Origin of the sequence: Pampinifervens navoyensis, assembly GCF_046159715.1 — a bacterium.
GTDB lineage: Bacteria > Aquificota > Aquificia > Aquificales > Aquificaceae > Pampinifervens.
In genome coordinates this window covers 225,662-239,112 of the sequence record NZ_JBJXCT010000001.1, presented here as the reverse complement: position 1 = coordinate 239,112, position 13,451 = coordinate 225,662, and the positions used below count along the sequence as shown (strand labels likewise).

Genomic DNA, 13,451 nt, shown 5'->3' with positions numbered 1-13,451 from the left:
CAAAATACCCCCTGCATACACAGGGGGTGAGCCTTATAAAACCCTCTCATAAGGATGAGTTCACTTTATCTCTACTTCAGCACCGGCCTCCTTCAGCTTTGCCGCAATCTTCTCCGCCTCCTCCTTCGGAACTCCCTCTTTGACAGGTTTGGGAGCGCCTTCCACAAGGTCCTTTGCCTCTTTGAGGCCGAGCCCCGTGAGCTCCCTGACCACCTTAATGACGTTTATCTTGTTGGCTCCAGGGGACTTCAGGATTACGTCAAACTCTGTTTTCTCCTCAGCCGCTGGTGCTCCAGCTGCAGGTGCTCCGGCTGCTGCCACAGGTGCTGCAGCCACCATTGCTGCAGACACGCCAAACTTCTCCTCAAGCTTTTTGACGAGCTCTGAAACCTCAAGCAGGGTCATGTTGCCTATGGCTTCAACGATCTCGTCAATGGTAAGTGTTGCCATGTCTATACCTCCTTATTAAGATTTCTTTTCTTCTAAAGCCTTAATGGTAAGCACAAGCTTCTGAGGTGCAGACTTGAGAGCCATGAGGAGGGCGTATATGGGTCCCTGAATGGCTCCCATGAGCTTTGAGACCAGCACCTCCTTGGGCGGAAGCTCTGCAAGTGCTTGCACATCTGCAGGTTTTAAAAACTTCCCCTGCATGTAAGCCCCCTTTATTTTAGAGAGGGGCTTTTCCTTGTCTATCTCCTTCACAAAATCATAGAGCATTTTGGCAACTCTGACCGGGTCACCATAGGCGAAGGCAAGGGCGGTAGGTCCCGTAAGAACCTCTCTGTGGTCCGCCATAACAGTGTTCATGAAGGCTCTGTAGAAAAGGGTGTTTTTACCCACAAGCACTTCTCCTTCAGCCTCCTTTACATCCGCCCTGAGCCTTGTGATAGCTTGAGCATCAATTCCCGTAAAGTCAAAAAAGATTACAAGGCTTGACCTGTCTATCCTCTCGCTATAGGAGTTAATAACTTGTTCCTTCTGTTCCCAACTCTTTCTCATGTTAGCCTCCTGTATTTCTTATCATGCTACGAGCTCCTGAAGCCTTTTCAGCGTTGTGGACACATCCAGCTTCACAGAAGGGCTCATGGTAAGAGCGAGAGCCATGCCCTTCACATACTGACCCTTCGCACCAGGGGGCTTTGCCTTCACCACCGCATCTATGGCGGTGTAAATGTTCTGAATGAGCTTCTGTTCTTCAAAGGATATCTTCCCCACGGGCATATGAAGATTTCCTGTTTTATCTACTCTGAATTCGACTCTTCCCTTCTTGGCCTCTTCTATTGCCTGTCTTATGTTGGTGGTGACTGTTCCAGTTTTGGGGTTGGGCATAAGACCCTTGGGACCGAGTATCTTACCCAGCCTTGCCACCTTTGGCATTATTTCAGGAGTGGCTATAACCACATCGTAGTCCACCCATTCTTCTTTGGCTATTTTGTTTATGAGGTCTTCACCACCCACATAGTCTGCACCAGCATCCTTTGCCACTTTCTGATACTCACCTTCTGCAAGCACAAGCACCTTCAGCTCTCTACCTAGCCCGTTGGGCAGAACAACAGAGCCTCTCACCATCTGGTCCGCATACTTGGGGTCAACCCCGAGCCTCATGGCAAGCTCCACCGTCTGGTCAAACTTCGGACCACACTCTGCGTGCAGTTTCTTGAGAACTTCCACAGCCCCTTCTACCGTGTAGAAGGAGTCCTTCTCATAAAGCTGTAGACATTTCTGGTATCTTTTTCCCTTTTTCATGGCTTTACTCCTTCCATCCTTCTACTTCTATGCCCATGCTTCTTGCTGTTCCAACGACCTGCCTCATGGCAGCCCTGAGGTCCTTCGTATTCATATCTTTAAGTTTAAGCTTTGCTATTTCCTCCACTTGCTGAAGGTTTACCCTACCCACCTTTTGCTTTTTGGGGTCTGAAGAACCTTTCTGGAGCTTTGCTGCTTTCTTGAGGAGGTAAGAAACCGGAGGAGTTTTGAGTATAAAGCTAAAGCTTCTATCCTGATAAATGGTTATCACCACGGGCACAACAGTTCCCGGCTCAAAGTCCTTGCTTGCAGCGTTGAACTGCTTTACAAACTCCATTATGTTCACACCATGCTGACCCAGGGCAGGACCCACAGGGGGTGCAGGCGTTGCCTGCTGGGCGGGCAGCATCAGTTCAACCTTTGCAGATACCTTTTTCATCCTCTTTCCTCCTTTTTCCTTTCCATATAAAGAGTAAGGAGCATGTTCATCAGAGTATCAAGCCTCTGGTTTATGTGCCTCAATTCTGCCCTCGTTTCCTCCTGATACTTTTCCTGTCTGTCTTCTACTCTGTTGAGACGTTCTGTGAATTCATCCCTGAGTGATTTTATATGCCCCAGCAATTCTTGTTTATCTTTCTCCTGCCTTTCTTCAATCCTTCTTATGTATGCCAGCAGTTCTTGCTTGTCTTTTTCATGCTTCTCCAGAAATTCCTGCTTGTCCCTTTCCTGCCTTTCCTCAATCCTTCTTATGTGCCCCAAAAGTTCCTGCTTATCCTTTTCCTGTTTTTCCTCAATCCTCCTTATGTATCCCAACAGTTCTTGTTTGTCTTTTTCCTGCTTGTCCAGAATAGCGGCTGTCCTTTCGTCCACTATGTTATAGATGAGCTCAAGAGTCACCTTCTTTATTGCACCACCTATCCATTCCTTCATAGCTTTTCCACCTGAGAATAATCTAATTCAACGGGCGTAAGCCTTCCAAATATGCTCACCAGAACAACCACCTTTTCTTTTTCTGGATGAACTTCTTCCACAGTGCCCGTGAAGTTCATGAAAGGACCTTCTATAACCCTCACCTGGTCACCCTTTTCAAAGAGCACTCGCACAGGTTTAACACCCTTCTTCACAAAGGCGATTATCCTTTCCACTTCCTTCTCGTCAAGGGGTGCAACCCTTCCCCCCACAAGAACGGGCTTGTAAACATGAGGCGTTTTCTCTATGGCCCTCATAAGGGCATCGTTCATAACAGCCTTGATAAGGAGATAGCCCGGGAACATCTTTGATTCAAGGATTACCTTTGCCTCGGTTTTATTCTCCTTGCAGGTTATCTTCTGACCGGGCTTTGATATGGGTGGTGCCTCCACGCATATGTCTCCTTCAACGCTCTCCACAACCCTCACTTCACCATTCTCTATTCTGAAAGTGGTAACTCCCTTTTTACCAAGCACACTTATATCTCTGTTGTTGCCAAGTAGAGACAGCCTGTATTTTTCCTTGCCCATAGTCTTTATGACCACCTTTTCCTCTGCAGGCACTATAACATCCTCTACCTGCTGGAGAAGTCCCTCAAGCTCAAGCACCTTCAGCAGGTTTTCCCTTGCCGTGGCCTCCTTGCCTGCCTCTACCTGCAACGCATACCATTTAAACTCATCCATCCTTAGCCCCTCAAAGAAAGCAAGAAGTGTATAAGCCTGGTAAACACAAGGTCAAAGACCCACAGGCTTATACCAAAAGCCAAAGAAAATATTATAACACTTATTGTGGCTTTCAGCACAAGATTCCTTGTGGGCCATGAAACCTTGTCAAGTTCCCTCTTTACACTTCTTATGAACTCTTTAAGTCTCTCCATGATTCTTTCCTGCGGGGCGCGGAGGACTCGAACCCCCAACCGCGGGATTTGGAGTCCCGCGCTCTGCCAGTTGAGCTAGCGCCCCTATTTTACCTCTCTGTGCAGTGTGTGCTTTTTGCACCACTTGCAGTATTTTTTAAGCTCCATCCTCTGGGGATGCTTCTGCTTGTTTTTTGTGGTGGAGTAGTTCCTCCTTTTGCACTCTGTGCAGGCAAGAACTATGATTTCTCTTACTGCAGCCATCTTTTACACCTCACTCAATAATCTTAGTGACCACACCAGCACCCACAGTCCTTCCACCCTCTCTTATGGCAAACCTGAGCTGCTCCTCCATAGCCACAGGCTTGACTAGCTCCACCTCTATCTCCACATTGTCACCCGGCATCACCATCTCCTGACCCTCAGGAAGTTTTACCACCGTCCCAGTCACATCAGCCGTCCTGAAGTAAAACTGTGGCCTGTAGTTGAGGAAAAAGGGTGTATGCCTTCCACCTTCCTCCTTGCTAAGCACGTATACCTGCGCCCTGAACTTCCTGTGAGGCTTGACTGTCCCAGGCTTCGCCAACACCTGCCCCCTCTCCACATCGTCCTTGCCCACTCCCCTCAGCAGCACTCCCACGTTGTCCCCCGGTAGCGCCTCATCAAGTATCTTCCTGAACATCTCTATGGATGTGGCCACTGTCTTGAGTGGCTCCTCTCTCAGCCCCACTATCTCCACTTCCTCTCCCGGCTTTAATACCCCTCTCTCCACTCTCCCAGTCACCACTGTTCCACGCCCTGATATGGTAAACACGTCCTCTATGGGCATGAGGAAGGGTTTGTCCGCTTCCCTCTGTGGCGTGGGTATATACTGGTCCAGTGCATTCATAAGTTCTACTATGGCGTTGCACCACTGGTCTGGTTTGCCCGCGTCAAGCTCCTGAAGTGCTCCAAGAGCTGAACCACGAATCACTGGCACTTCATCCCCAGGAAATTCATACTTGGAAAGAAGTTCCCTTACTTCAAGTTCTACAAGGTCAAGTAGCTCTGGGTCGTCTACCATGTCGCACTTGTTCATAAAGACTACTATGTATGGCACGTTCACCTGACGGGCTAGCAATACGTGTTCTCTTGTCTGGGGCATGGGTCCGTCTGCTGCTGATACCACCAGTATTGCCCCGTCCATCTGTGCTGCTCCTGTTATCATGTTCTTTATGTAGTCTGCGTGTCCAGGACAGTCCACGTGGGCATAGTGCCTCTTGGGTGTCTCGTATTCTACGTGTGTGATGTTTATGGTTATTCCCCTTTCCTTCTCTTCTGGTGCCTTGTCTATCTCCTCATACCTCATGCACTTTGCCTTTCCTCCTGGCATGACCCCTGCTGCAAGCACACAGGTTATGGCTGAGGTGAGTGTAGACTTTCCGTGGTCCACGTGCCCTATGGTGCCCACGTTCACATGCTCCTTTTCCCTTACAAACTTCTCCTTTGCCATCCTTTTACCTCCTTATTAAGCCCAGGACCGGACTTGAACCGGCGACCTCACCCTTACCAAGGGTGTGCTCTGCCTACTGAGCTACCTGGGCGAGTTTAATAAAAAGCGGGCGATGGGACTCGAACCCACGGCCTGCTGCTTGGAAGGCAGCTGCTCTACCACTGAGCTACGCCCGCTGGTGGAGGGGGCAGGATTCGAACCTGCGTAGGGCGGAGCCCGGGGGATTTACAGTCCCCTGCCTTTGGCCGCTCGGCCACCCCTCCTGACCTCAGAGCTGGCGGTGGGGGTCGAACCCACGCCCGCGGGATTACAAATCCCGCGCTCTGCCACTGAGCTACGCCAGCTTAAGGGCAATATTATATCATACTACCTTCGGGACTTTCAGTCAAGAGAAGTGTATAGGCACGGGCGGACTTGAACCGCCGACCTCCTCCTTGTAAGGGAGGCGCTCTGCCAGCTGAGCTACGCGCCTTGGAGGTAAATAGTATAGCACAATCCTGGCAACAAGACTATAATATAACCAATGGACCGGATGCAGGCAATCACCATAGTAGTTAGCATCCTTGGAGGGCACGCGGTGATTCCGGGGATGGTAGCAGCACTGCTAAACGAGTGTATTGACAAAGAATAAGCCATGGTCACCACAGAAAGACTTTATTATTCACTCAAGGATTACCTGAAGGAAAAATATGGTAGAAGAGTTCAGAAGATAACCGTTGCTCTTCCCTTTACCTGTCCAAATATAGATGGCACCAAGGCGAGGGGTGGCTGCACCTACTGTTTTTCAGGCACCCGACCTGCACATCTTGAGCCTTATATACCCCTGCGCCAGCAGATAGAAGAGGGCATAAGGAGGGCAAAAAACAGATACGGAGAAAAAATCCTGTTTTTTATCTACTATCAGTCTTATTCCAACACTTACGGAGAGTATGAATACCTCAAATCCATATACGATACGGCTCTTGAGTTTGAAGAAGTAGTAGGGATAGATGTGGGCACAAGACCTGACTGTGCTCCCGAATGGGTGCTTGACCTTCTGGAGAGCTATTCAAACAGGGGGCTTGAGGTATGGGTGGAGTACGGGCTTCAGAGCGCCAACTTCAGGACCCTCAGGTTCATAAACAGAGCACATGGAGTTTCAGACTTTGTGGACGCAGTGCTCAGAACAAAAAGAAGAAACCTGAAAGTATGCGCTCACATAATCCTCGGGCTTCCCGGGGAAGACAGGGAGGATATGTTGGAGACAGGCAAGCTCCTTGCCAGCCTTCCCATAGACGGCGTGAAGATACACCCTCTGCACGTAATAAAGAACACCAGAATGGCGGAGCAGTATATGAGAGGCGAGTTTGAAGTCCTGAGCCTGCAGGAATACGCAGAGCGTGCCGCAGACATAATAGAGATACTTCCCCCTTCTGTGGTCATTCACAGGCTCACCGGTGAGGTAGAACCAGACAGGCTTATAGCACCGGACTACTGCACCTACGCAAAAAAGCAGGAAGTTATAAAGGCTATTGAGGAAGAGCTGAGGAGGCGAGAGAGCCATCAGGGGTGTAAAATAGCCTTTAACCGATGAAAAAGCATCACTGGGCTCTGATTTCTCTTACGGTTAATCTGCTGCAGGCATTTCTGAAGCTGGTAGCAGGGCTCTTCACAGGGAGTCTTTCCCTCATTGGAGAAGCTGTGCATTCTCTGTCTGACTCCTTCGCATCAGTGGTAGCCTTTGTTACCATAAAGCTCTCCGATAAAAAAACCAGTAAGTTCCCCTATGGTCTTTACAGACTTGAAAACATAGGCTCCATAGTGATAGCCTTCTTTCTGCTCCTGACAGCCTACGAGATGATAAGGAGGGCTATAGGGAAGGAGGTGGTTGTAAGGGAGGAGTATTTAGGATTTGGTCTTGGCGTGGTAGTCTTTTCTCTTTTCAGCTCACTGGCTCTATCGGTGCTGGAAAGAAGGGCAGGTAAAAGGCTCAACTCACCAACGCTTATAGCAGACTCCTATCATACCCTTACAGATGCCTTCGGTTCTTCTCTGGTGCTCATGAGCTTCCTTGGAGTTTACATGGGCTATCAACTGGACAGATACTTTGCCCTTGGTGTTGCCCTGCTTATCAGCTACACCGCCTTTAACATACTCTGGAGGGAGGTCTCTGTGCTTTTAGATGTTTCCGTGGATGAAAGGACCCTTGATAGAATAAGGCATGTTCTTCTCTCTTTTCCTGAGGTTAAGGAAATAAAGGGGCTCTTTGTGAGAAGTTCTGGTGGGAGGCTCTTTGCGGACCTTGTGCTTGTGCTGGAGGGTAGAGATTTTATAAGGATGCATCAGCTTGTTGACCACATAGAGGAAAGGCTCAAGGAGGAAATAAAGGAGTTAGATATGGTGTTTATTCACTACGAACCCACAGATGGTGAAGACCTGAGGATTGGTGTGCTTGTAGACGAGGGGGGCAGTATAAGTCAGAAGTTTGAAAAAGCTAAGGAGCTTCTCATTTTTGGTGGCTCTCCCGAAAGGATACGGGAACTGCCGGAGGATGAAAAAGTTCTCTCAGAGCTTATAAGGAGTAAAGGTCTGCTCGTGGTGGTATGCGGACATCATCCTGAGTCATCAACTGCAAAGGGCATACTTAGTCAGGGGGGCGTTTTTGTGTGGGAAACGGATGAGAAGAACCCATACAAAGCCCTGAAGGAGGTGGTTTATAATCTTTGTAATGTCCAGAATCCTGATAAAGAAGGCAAGGCTTATAGACCCCTCTCAGAAACTGGACAGCATTAAAGATATACTTATAGAAAAGGGAAGGATAAGGGCAATAGGGGATGACCTCTTTGAGCTTGAGGCTCAGGTTATAGAGGCAAAAGGGCTCATCGCATGCCCCGCTTTTGTGGACCTTCATGTGCATCTGAGAGACCCTGGTCAGGAATACAAGGAAGATTTAGAGAGCGGGATGAGATGTGCGGTAGCAGGTGGATTCACCACTCTGGTATGCATGCCCAACACGAAACCACCCATAGACTCACCTGAGGTCGTGGAATATGTAAGGAGAAAGTCTGAGGACATAGGGCTCTGTAGAGTTCTGCCTGCGGGTGCCATAACAAAGGGCAGAAGGGGACAGGAACTTGTGGACTTTTATGCCCTGAAAAGGGCTGGCTGTGTTGCCTTTACCGACGATGGTGCACCCCTCATGGACTCAGCCCTGATGGAAAGGGCTCTAAAGCTCACCGCACAGCTCGGGTCTTTTGTGATGAACCACTGTGAGGATGACAGGCTTGCATACGGACACATTAACGATGGATACGTTAGCTCCGTGCTGGGTCTATATTCAAGACCTGCGAGCGCAGAAGATGTGCTTGTGGCAAGGGACTGCATCCTTGCCTATCATACAGGGGGACATGTGCACATCCAGCATCTGAGTAGCAGGCTGGGTGTTGAAATAATAAGGCTATTTAAGGAAAAGGGAGTGAGGGTTACATGTGAAGTAAACCCCTATCATCTTATGTTTACGGAGGAGGAGCTCCTCAGGTCTTCTTCATACGCAAAGGTAAACCCACCTCTGAGAAGGGAAGAAGACAGAAGTGCTCTGATTGAAGGTCTGAAGGATGGCACAGTAGATTGTATAGCAACAGACCATGCACCCCATGCGGTATGGGAAAAAGGACAGTTAGAAAGTGCCATGCCTGGCATTATAGGGCTTCAGACCGCATTGCCTATGATGCTTGAGCTTGTAAGACAGGAAATCATCAACCTTTCAAAGCTGGTAGAGCTAATGTCCTGCAGACCTGCAAGAATACTTGGTCTTGAGGATTGCGGAAGTCTGAAGGAAGGCTCAAGGGCAAACCTGGTGCTTTTTGACCCAGAGATAGAATGGGTGCTAAACGATGAGACAAACCTCTCAAAGTCCAGAAACACGCCCATCTGGGGCAAAACACTCAGAGGGAAAGTGATATACACAATTTTTGAGGGCAGGATAGTTCATCAGGATGTTTAAAAGGGTTATGATAATCGGTGTTGGCTTTATGGGAGGCTCTTTTGCTCTTGCCTGCAGAGAGGCAACAGGCTGTGAGGTCTTTGGAGTGGACATAAAGCCGGAGGCGATAGAAAAGGGCAAAGAGCTGAGAGTGTTAGATAATGGCTCTACAGAGCTGGAAGCCATAAAAACCTATGAGCCAGAACTGGTGGTGCTGGCGACCCCTGTTAGGACATTCCTGCCCATAGCCGAAAGGCTGAAGGACCTCATAACCCCAGACTGTATAGTTTCTGACCTTGGCTCGGTGAAAGGTTCTCTGGTCTACAGGCTTGAGGAGATTCTGGGCAACAGGTTTGTGGGAGGGCATCCCATAGCGGGCACTGAAAAGGCAGGAGTGGAAAATGCACTCAGAGACCTCTTTAGAGGAAAAAGGCTTATACTCACGCCTACAGAAAGGACAGACCTTGAAGCCAAGGAAAAGATAAGGAATTTATGGACAGATATAGGCTCGGTGGTGGAGGAGATGGACCCACAGCTTCACGACTTTGTCTTTGGTGCAGTGTCGCACCTTCCCCATGCGGTGGCCTTTGCCCTCATGAACACCATAGAGAGGCTCAGCACGGAAATAGACCTTTTCAAATACCCCGGGGGCGGCTTCAAAGATTTTACCCGCATAGCGGCTTCAGACCCAATAATGTGGAGAGACATATTTATGGAAAATTCGCAGGAGGTTATGAAGGCTATAGAAGCTTTCACTTCCTCACTTCAAGAGCTGAGGAAACTCATTGAGAAGGGGAAGGAAATGGAGCTCACACAATACCTTCAGAGGGCAAGCATAAGAAGGAGGTCTTTAGAAGAAGCTTAACAGAAGTTTAACAGTCTGTCTGTAGAATTAAGACTGTGCTCACGAGAAGAAGTTTTCTTGAAAGTTGTTTTGCAAGTGTCCTACTCTTTCACATAAACAACCTCAGCTTTGCACAGGATGCAGAGGAAGTATTTCCCCAGGGAATTGCCAGCGGAGACCCCACACAGACGGGAGCTATACTCTGGACACGGGTAAACCCCGCCGTCCACAAGAAGATGAATAGAGACCTTATACTGCAGATATCGGAAGAGCCAGACTTCAAAAGAGCCTTTACTGGCAGGATTCCTGCGGGCTCTATAAATGTCGGCGACGACTTTACGGTGCGTATAGACCTTGATGGTAAGCTCCAGCCCGGAAAGACCTATTACTACAGGTTTATTTACGCAGATGTGCCCTCCATGGTGGGCAGGTTCAGAACCCTTCCAGAAAGGGCTGAGGAGTTCTCCCTTGCTTTCGTGGTATGCCAGAATTATGCGGATGGATACTACACTGCCTACAGGCATCTGGCACAGGAAGACGTGCACTTTGTGGTTCACCTTGGGGACTTTATCTACGAAAAAATATACGGACCGGCAAGGGTGCCCGGAAGAGACCTTCGCATGCCCTCGGGTGAAGACATATGCGTAAACCTTGAGGACTACAGGTATCTATACAGGACCTACCTTTCCGACCCAGACTTCAGGCTCGCCCGTGCCATGCACCCCTTTATAGCCACCTGGGATGACCACGAGTTTCTCAACGACCACTACTTTGACTATCATAGGGGCACATGGGGGTATTTTACAAAGCACCCCTTCGGTGGTGACAGGGAAAAGATACTGCGCCTGAGGCAGGAAGCCCTCAAGGCATGGCTTGAATACGTGCCAGCGAGGGTAAAGACTGACTTTGGAAACAGAGACCCCCTCTCATGGATTACCATATACAGGGACTTTGACCTCGGAGGTCTGGGGCATCTTATTGTGACAGACCTGCGAAGCTACAAAGATAGGCCCCCATGCGAGGGAAGGTTTGGAGTAGAAGGTTGCAGAGAACAGTTCAGGACCTCCATGCTGGGTGCGGACCAGAAAAGGTGGTTCTTCTCAAAACTGGCAGAAGGCAGTTATCGCTGGAAGGTATGGGCAAGCAGTGTTCAGCTTTCAAGGTCCATGACAGATGGAAGGTTTGGCTCGCTGGATGCGTGGGACGGATACGCCGGCGAGCGTCAGCAAGTGCTGGACTTTCTGAAAGAGAAGGGCATGCAGAACCTCATCGCCATAACGGGCGACAGGCACGCAAGCCTTGTGGCAGAAATTCCAGACAGCTACGAAAAACCCGAAAGGGTCTTAGGTGCAGAGTTTATGACGCCGGCGGTTTCCTCCATCAACGCTAACGAAGGAGGCTGGTGGAGAAGGAGCTGGAGCTACCCCTCCCTTGAGGACTTCCAGAGGGCTGAAATGGCTCAAAACCAGTGGATAAAGCACATCAACTCCATAAACTGCTGGGGCTACAGCGTGCTGACGCTTGGCAGAGAAAAGGCAGAATGCACCATATACTCGGTAAACAAATACAGAAGGGACGCAGATAAGAAGATAGACGCAAGATTTTTCTATAGTGGGGGATTACTTGAAAGAGCCTGAGCCTTCCTGCTCCCACACAAGTATCTCACACCTCTCTCTGTCTTTGCCCAGTGCCTTGTGCCGGCCTTTACCTCAAGGAGGTCTCCGGCCTTTAGATGGTAGACTCCCTCCTCCGTGCCGATGGTTATCTCTCCCTCCAGCACATAACGGACTTCATCCTCAGGGTGCGTATGCCAGTCGTAGAAGGTGCCCGGCGGGTCATACCAGACATAAAAACCTTCATAGCCCATGTTTCTGAGCCTTTCCTCTGCGGTTTTTATGTCCATGGTTGAAGATTTTAACCCAGAAGTTGCTCTATGTGTTTTTTCAGGATGTGATTGTTCTTTCTGTCTGCAAGCTCTTTCATACATTCAAGAGCTCCCTGTGCACCTATGGCATGAAGGGCGTTGAATATGGTCACAAGCTCATAGGTATCTTCGCTGTCTCTGGCAAGCTGGCACAGATGTTCAACCGCCTTCTCTACGCGTCTCCTGCCTATGAGCTCTATTACAAACATCCTTGTCTGTGTGATGGGGTTTTTCAGCCCAAGAATTAGCTTGTCGTCAAAATCCATGCTGTGAAAGCTCTCAAGGTCTGCACCACAGTTTGGGCACTTAAGGTCCTTCTCTGTGACCTCATGCCAGCAATAGGGACAGAACCACTTCACACCTATTAAAATATCCTTATCATGCTTGATATGGAGCTTATAAGAAAAAACCCAGAGCTCGTCAGAGAAAGGCTTGCATTAAGAGATAAAGAGCTTGCGGGTCTTGTGGACAGAGTCCTCGAGCTTGATGCACAGAGGAGAAGCATTCTCAGGGAGCTTGAGGATCTGAGGGCTACAAGGAACGCAAAGAGCAAAGAAATAGGTATGCTGAAAAAACAGGGGCAGGATACTTCACCACTTGAGGAAGAGGTAAAGAGGCTAAGAGAGAATATAGAGAAGAGGGAAGAGGAGCTCTCTGCAGTTGAGAGCCAGCTAAAAGACCTTATGCTTCGCATTCCAAACCTGCCTCACGAGAGCGTGCCCTATGGGGAAGATGAGAGTCAGAATGTGGAGGTCCGAAGATGGGGAAAGCCCAGAGAATTTTCCTTTGAGCCAAAGCCTCACTGGGAGATAGGTGAGAGGCTGGGAATCCTTGATTTTGAAAGGGCAAGCAAACTCTCTGGCAGTCGTTTTGTGGTCCTCAAGGGCTGGGGTGCAAAGTTAGAGAGAGCTCTCATAAACTTCATGCTTGACCTCCATTCAAGGAAGGGATACAGGGAGGTATTGCCCCCTCACCTTGTAAGACCAGAGATTCTACTTGGAACAGGTCAGCTTCCCAAGTTTGAAGAAGAGCTCTACAGGTGCGAAAGGGATGACCTTTACCTGATACCCACTGCCGAGGTGCCCCTTACAAACCTTTTCAGGGAAGAGATTCTTTCTGAAGAGGACCTACCCATATACATGGTCTCTTACACGCCATGCTACAGAAGAGAGGCTGGTGCCTACGGAAAAGACATAAGGGGAATCATAAGGCAACATCAGTTCAACAAGGTGGAGCTGGTGAAAATCGTAAAACCGGAGCATTCTTACGAAGAGCTGGAAAGACTCACCTCTGATGCGGAGGATGTTCTGCAAGCACTGGGACTCCCTTACAGAGTGGTCCTTCTGTGCACAGGAGACATGGGCTTTGCCTCAGCAAAAACCTACGATATAGAGGTATGGCTGCCCTCTCAGGGACGATACAGGGAAATATCTTCCTGCTCAAACTGTGAGGACTTTCAGGCGAGGAGGATGAACACACGCTACAGGGATATCAGTGGCAGGCTTCACTTTGTTCACACACTCAACGGCTCTGGGCTTGCGGTGGGGAGGACGCTGGTGGCAATCTTAGAAAACTACCAGCAGGAAGATGGGTCCGTGGTGGTGCCAGAAGCACTCAGAGATTACCTGAAGGCTGATGTTATAAGGCTATAATATAACA

The 13,451-nt window shown here is 49.2% G+C and carries 17 protein-coding genes and 6 tRNA genes; 6 read left to right on the top strand and 17 right to left on the bottom strand.

From position 1 onward, the window contains the following. Positions 1-60: 60 nt before the first annotated feature. The 15 genes from rplL to ACKRDP_RS01325 form a co-directional block, all read right to left on the bottom strand. Positions 61-450, bottom strand: coding sequence for a 50S ribosomal protein L7/L12 (gene rplL, locus ACKRDP_RS01395; RefSeq protein WP_409152961.1), 390 nt, complete (start codon positions 448-450; stop codon positions 61-63). Between the two features lie 15 nt (positions 451-465). Then, positions 466-999, bottom strand: a complete 534-nt coding sequence (rplJ, locus tag ACKRDP_RS01390) for a 50S ribosomal protein L10 (RefSeq protein ID WP_409152960.1) — start codon at positions 997-999, stop codon at positions 466-468. Positions 1,000-1,020: 21 nt separating this feature from the next. After that, positions 1,021-1,746 carry a 50S ribosomal protein L1 gene (rplA, locus tag ACKRDP_RS01385; protein ID WP_409152959.1) on the bottom strand — a complete coding sequence of 242 codons (726 nt, stop codon included), beginning with the start codon at positions 1,744-1,746 and terminating at the stop codon, positions 1,021-1,023. A gap of 4 nt (positions 1,747-1,750) precedes the next feature. Continuing rightward, positions 1,751-2,185 carry a 50S ribosomal protein L11 gene (rplK, locus tag ACKRDP_RS01380; RefSeq protein ID WP_409152958.1) on the bottom strand — a complete coding sequence of 145 codons (435 nt, stop codon included), beginning with the start codon at positions 2,183-2,185 and terminating at the stop codon, positions 1,751-1,753. Then, positions 2,182-2,676: a hypothetical protein gene (locus ACKRDP_RS01375; protein WP_409152957.1), complete on the bottom strand. Its 495-nt coding sequence runs from the start codon at positions 2,674-2,676 to the stop codon at positions 2,182-2,184. Before ACKRDP_RS01375 ends, rplK begins: the two co-directional genes overlap by 4 nt. Continuing rightward, positions 2,673-3,398 carry a transcription termination/antitermination protein NusG gene (gene nusG / locus ACKRDP_RS01370; protein WP_409152956.1) on the bottom strand — a complete coding sequence of 242 codons (726 nt, stop codon included), beginning with the start codon at positions 3,396-3,398 and terminating at the stop codon, positions 2,673-2,675. The genes ACKRDP_RS01375 and nusG overlap by 4 nt, the downstream gene beginning before the upstream one ends. Before the next feature lie 2 nt (positions 3,399-3,400). Beyond that, the gene (gene secE / locus ACKRDP_RS01365; RefSeq protein WP_409152955.1) at positions 3,401-3,592 is read right to left on the bottom strand and encodes a preprotein translocase subunit SecE; all 192 of its coding nucleotides are present in this window, start codon (positions 3,590-3,592) and stop codon (positions 3,401-3,403) included. Positions 3,593-3,604: 12 nt separating this feature from the next. After that, positions 3,605-3,677: transfer RNA gene (locus ACKRDP_RS01360), tRNA-Trp, on the bottom strand. Continuing rightward, the gene (gene rpmG / locus ACKRDP_RS01355; protein WP_409152954.1) at positions 3,677-3,835 is read right to left on the bottom strand and encodes a 50S ribosomal protein L33; all 159 of its coding nucleotides are present in this window, start codon (positions 3,833-3,835) and stop codon (positions 3,677-3,679) included. The genes ACKRDP_RS01360 and rpmG overlap by 1 nt, the downstream gene beginning before the upstream one ends. Before the next feature lie 10 nt (positions 3,836-3,845). Next, complete coding sequence (gene tuf, locus ACKRDP_RS01350) at positions 3,846-5,063, bottom strand: elongation factor Tu (RefSeq protein ID WP_409152953.1); 1,218 nt, start codon at positions 5,061-5,063, stop codon at positions 3,846-3,848. Between the two features lie 18 nt (positions 5,064-5,081). Further along, positions 5,082-5,154: transfer RNA gene (locus ACKRDP_RS01345), tRNA-Thr, on the bottom strand. 13 nt (positions 5,155-5,167) lie between these two features. Then, a tRNA-Gly gene (locus tag ACKRDP_RS01340) sits at positions 5,168-5,239 on the bottom strand. Beyond that, positions 5,240-5,326: transfer RNA gene (locus tag ACKRDP_RS01335), tRNA-Tyr, on the bottom strand. A gap of 9 nt (positions 5,327-5,335) precedes the next feature. After that, positions 5,336-5,407 (bottom strand) — tRNA-Thr (locus ACKRDP_RS01330). A 55-nt stretch (positions 5,408-5,462) separates the two neighbouring features. Continuing rightward, a tRNA-Val gene (locus ACKRDP_RS01325) sits at positions 5,463-5,535 on the bottom strand. A gap of 162 nt (positions 5,536-5,697) precedes the next feature. Here ACKRDP_RS01325 and mnmL point away from each other — a divergent pair. From mnmL to ACKRDP_RS01300, 5 genes are read left to right on the top strand one after another with little or no spacing between them, the layout of a single operon-like run. Next, a complete protein-coding gene (mnmL, locus tag ACKRDP_RS01320; RefSeq protein WP_409152952.1) occupies positions 5,698-6,636 on the top strand; it encodes a tRNA modification radical SAM protein MnmL/YtqA in 939 nt (312 codons plus the stop codon). After that, on the top strand, positions 6,633-7,835 hold the full coding sequence (locus ACKRDP_RS01315) for a cation diffusion facilitator family transporter (RefSeq protein WP_409152951.1): 1,203 nt from the start codon (positions 6,633-6,635) through the stop codon (positions 7,833-7,835). Before mnmL ends, ACKRDP_RS01315 begins: the two co-directional genes overlap by 4 nt. Then, positions 7,771-9,045, top strand: a complete 1,275-nt coding sequence (locus ACKRDP_RS01310; protein WP_409152950.1) for a dihydroorotase — start codon at positions 7,771-7,773, stop codon at positions 9,043-9,045. The genes ACKRDP_RS01315 and ACKRDP_RS01310 overlap by 65 nt, the downstream gene beginning before the upstream one ends. Continuing rightward, positions 9,038-9,889, top strand: coding sequence for a prephenate dehydrogenase (locus ACKRDP_RS01305; RefSeq protein ID WP_409152949.1), 852 nt, complete (start codon positions 9,038-9,040; stop codon positions 9,887-9,889). The genes ACKRDP_RS01310 and ACKRDP_RS01305 overlap by 8 nt, the downstream gene beginning before the upstream one ends. Positions 9,890-9,924: 35 nt before the next feature. After that, positions 9,925-11,505 carry an alkaline phosphatase D family protein gene (locus tag ACKRDP_RS01300; protein ID WP_409152948.1) on the top strand — a complete coding sequence of 527 codons (1,581 nt, stop codon included), beginning with the start codon at positions 9,925-9,927 and terminating at the stop codon, positions 11,503-11,505. On the opposite strand, the gene ACKRDP_RS01295 is transcribed toward ACKRDP_RS01300, so the two are convergent. Then, the gene (locus tag ACKRDP_RS01295) at positions 11,475-11,771 is read right to left on the bottom strand and encodes a cupin domain-containing protein (RefSeq protein ID WP_409152947.1); all 297 of its coding nucleotides are present in this window, start codon (positions 11,769-11,771) and stop codon (positions 11,475-11,477) included. The two genes, ACKRDP_RS01300 and ACKRDP_RS01295, sit on opposite strands and share 31 nt — an antisense overlap. A gap of 11 nt (positions 11,772-11,782) precedes the next feature. Beyond that, positions 11,783-12,151 (bottom strand): HEAT repeat domain-containing protein, encoded by a 369-nt coding sequence (locus tag ACKRDP_RS01290; RefSeq protein WP_409152946.1) that lies wholly within the window; start codon positions 12,149-12,151, stop codon positions 11,783-11,785. Between the two features lie 21 nt (positions 12,152-12,172). Here ACKRDP_RS01290 and serS point away from each other — a divergent pair, with 21 nt between their 5' ends. Then, positions 12,173-13,444, top strand: a complete 1,272-nt coding sequence (serS, locus tag ACKRDP_RS01285) for a serine--tRNA ligase (protein WP_409152945.1) — start codon at positions 12,173-12,175, stop codon at positions 13,442-13,444. Positions 13,445-13,451 lie beyond the last annotated feature (7 nt).

Bases quoted from the DNA above. Each gene is read 5' to 3' on its own strand.
- rpmG (WP_409152954.1), bottom strand. From the start codon at position 3,835: ATGGCTGCAGTAAGAGAAATCATAGTTCTTGCCTGCACAGAGTGCAAA.
- rplK (WP_409152958.1), bottom strand. From the start codon at position 2,185: ATGAAAAAGGTATCTGCAAAGGTTGAACTGATGCTGCCCGCCCAGCAG.
- ACKRDP_RS01305 (WP_409152949.1), top strand. From the start codon at position 9,038: ATGTTTAAAAGGGTTATGATAATCGGTGTTGGCTTTATGGGAGGCTCT.
- rplJ (WP_409152960.1), bottom strand. From the start codon at position 999: ATGAGAAAGAGTTGGGAACAGAAGGAACAAGTTATTAACTCCTATAGC.
- rplL (WP_409152961.1), bottom strand. From the start codon at position 450: ATGGCAACACTTACCATTGACGAGATCGTTGAAGCCATAGGCAACATG.
- ACKRDP_RS01310 (WP_409152950.1), top strand. From the start codon at position 7,771: ATGTCCAGAATCCTGATAAAGAAGGCAAGGCTTATAGACCCCTCTCAG.
- ACKRDP_RS01315 (WP_409152951.1), top strand. From the start codon at position 6,633: ATGAAAAAGCATCACTGGGCTCTGATTTCTCTTACGGTTAATCTGCTG.
- serS (WP_409152945.1), top strand. From the start codon at position 12,173: ATGCTTGATATGGAGCTTATAAGAAAAAACCCAGAGCTCGTCAGAGAA.
- ACKRDP_RS01295 (WP_409152947.1), bottom strand. From the start codon at position 11,771: ATGGACATAAAAACCGCAGAGGAAAGGCTCAGAAACATGGGCTATGAA.
- secE (WP_409152955.1), bottom strand. From the start codon at position 3,592: ATGGAGAGACTTAAAGAGTTCATAAGAAGTGTAAAGAGGGAACTTGAC.
- nusG (WP_409152956.1), bottom strand. From the start codon at position 3,398: ATGGATGAGTTTAAATGGTATGCGTTGCAGGTAGAGGCAGGCAAGGAG.
- ACKRDP_RS01375 (WP_409152957.1), bottom strand. From the start codon at position 2,676: ATGAAGGAATGGATAGGTGGTGCAATAAAGAAGGTGACTCTTGAGCTC.
- tuf (WP_409152953.1), bottom strand. From the start codon at position 5,063: ATGGCAAAGGAGAAGTTTGTAAGGGAAAAGGAGCATGTGAACGTGGGC.
- mnmL (WP_409152952.1), top strand. From the start codon at position 5,698: ATGGTCACCACAGAAAGACTTTATTATTCACTCAAGGATTACCTGAAG.
- rplA (WP_409152959.1), bottom strand. From the start codon at position 1,746: ATGAAAAAGGGAAAAAGATACCAGAAATGTCTACAGCTTTATGAGAAG.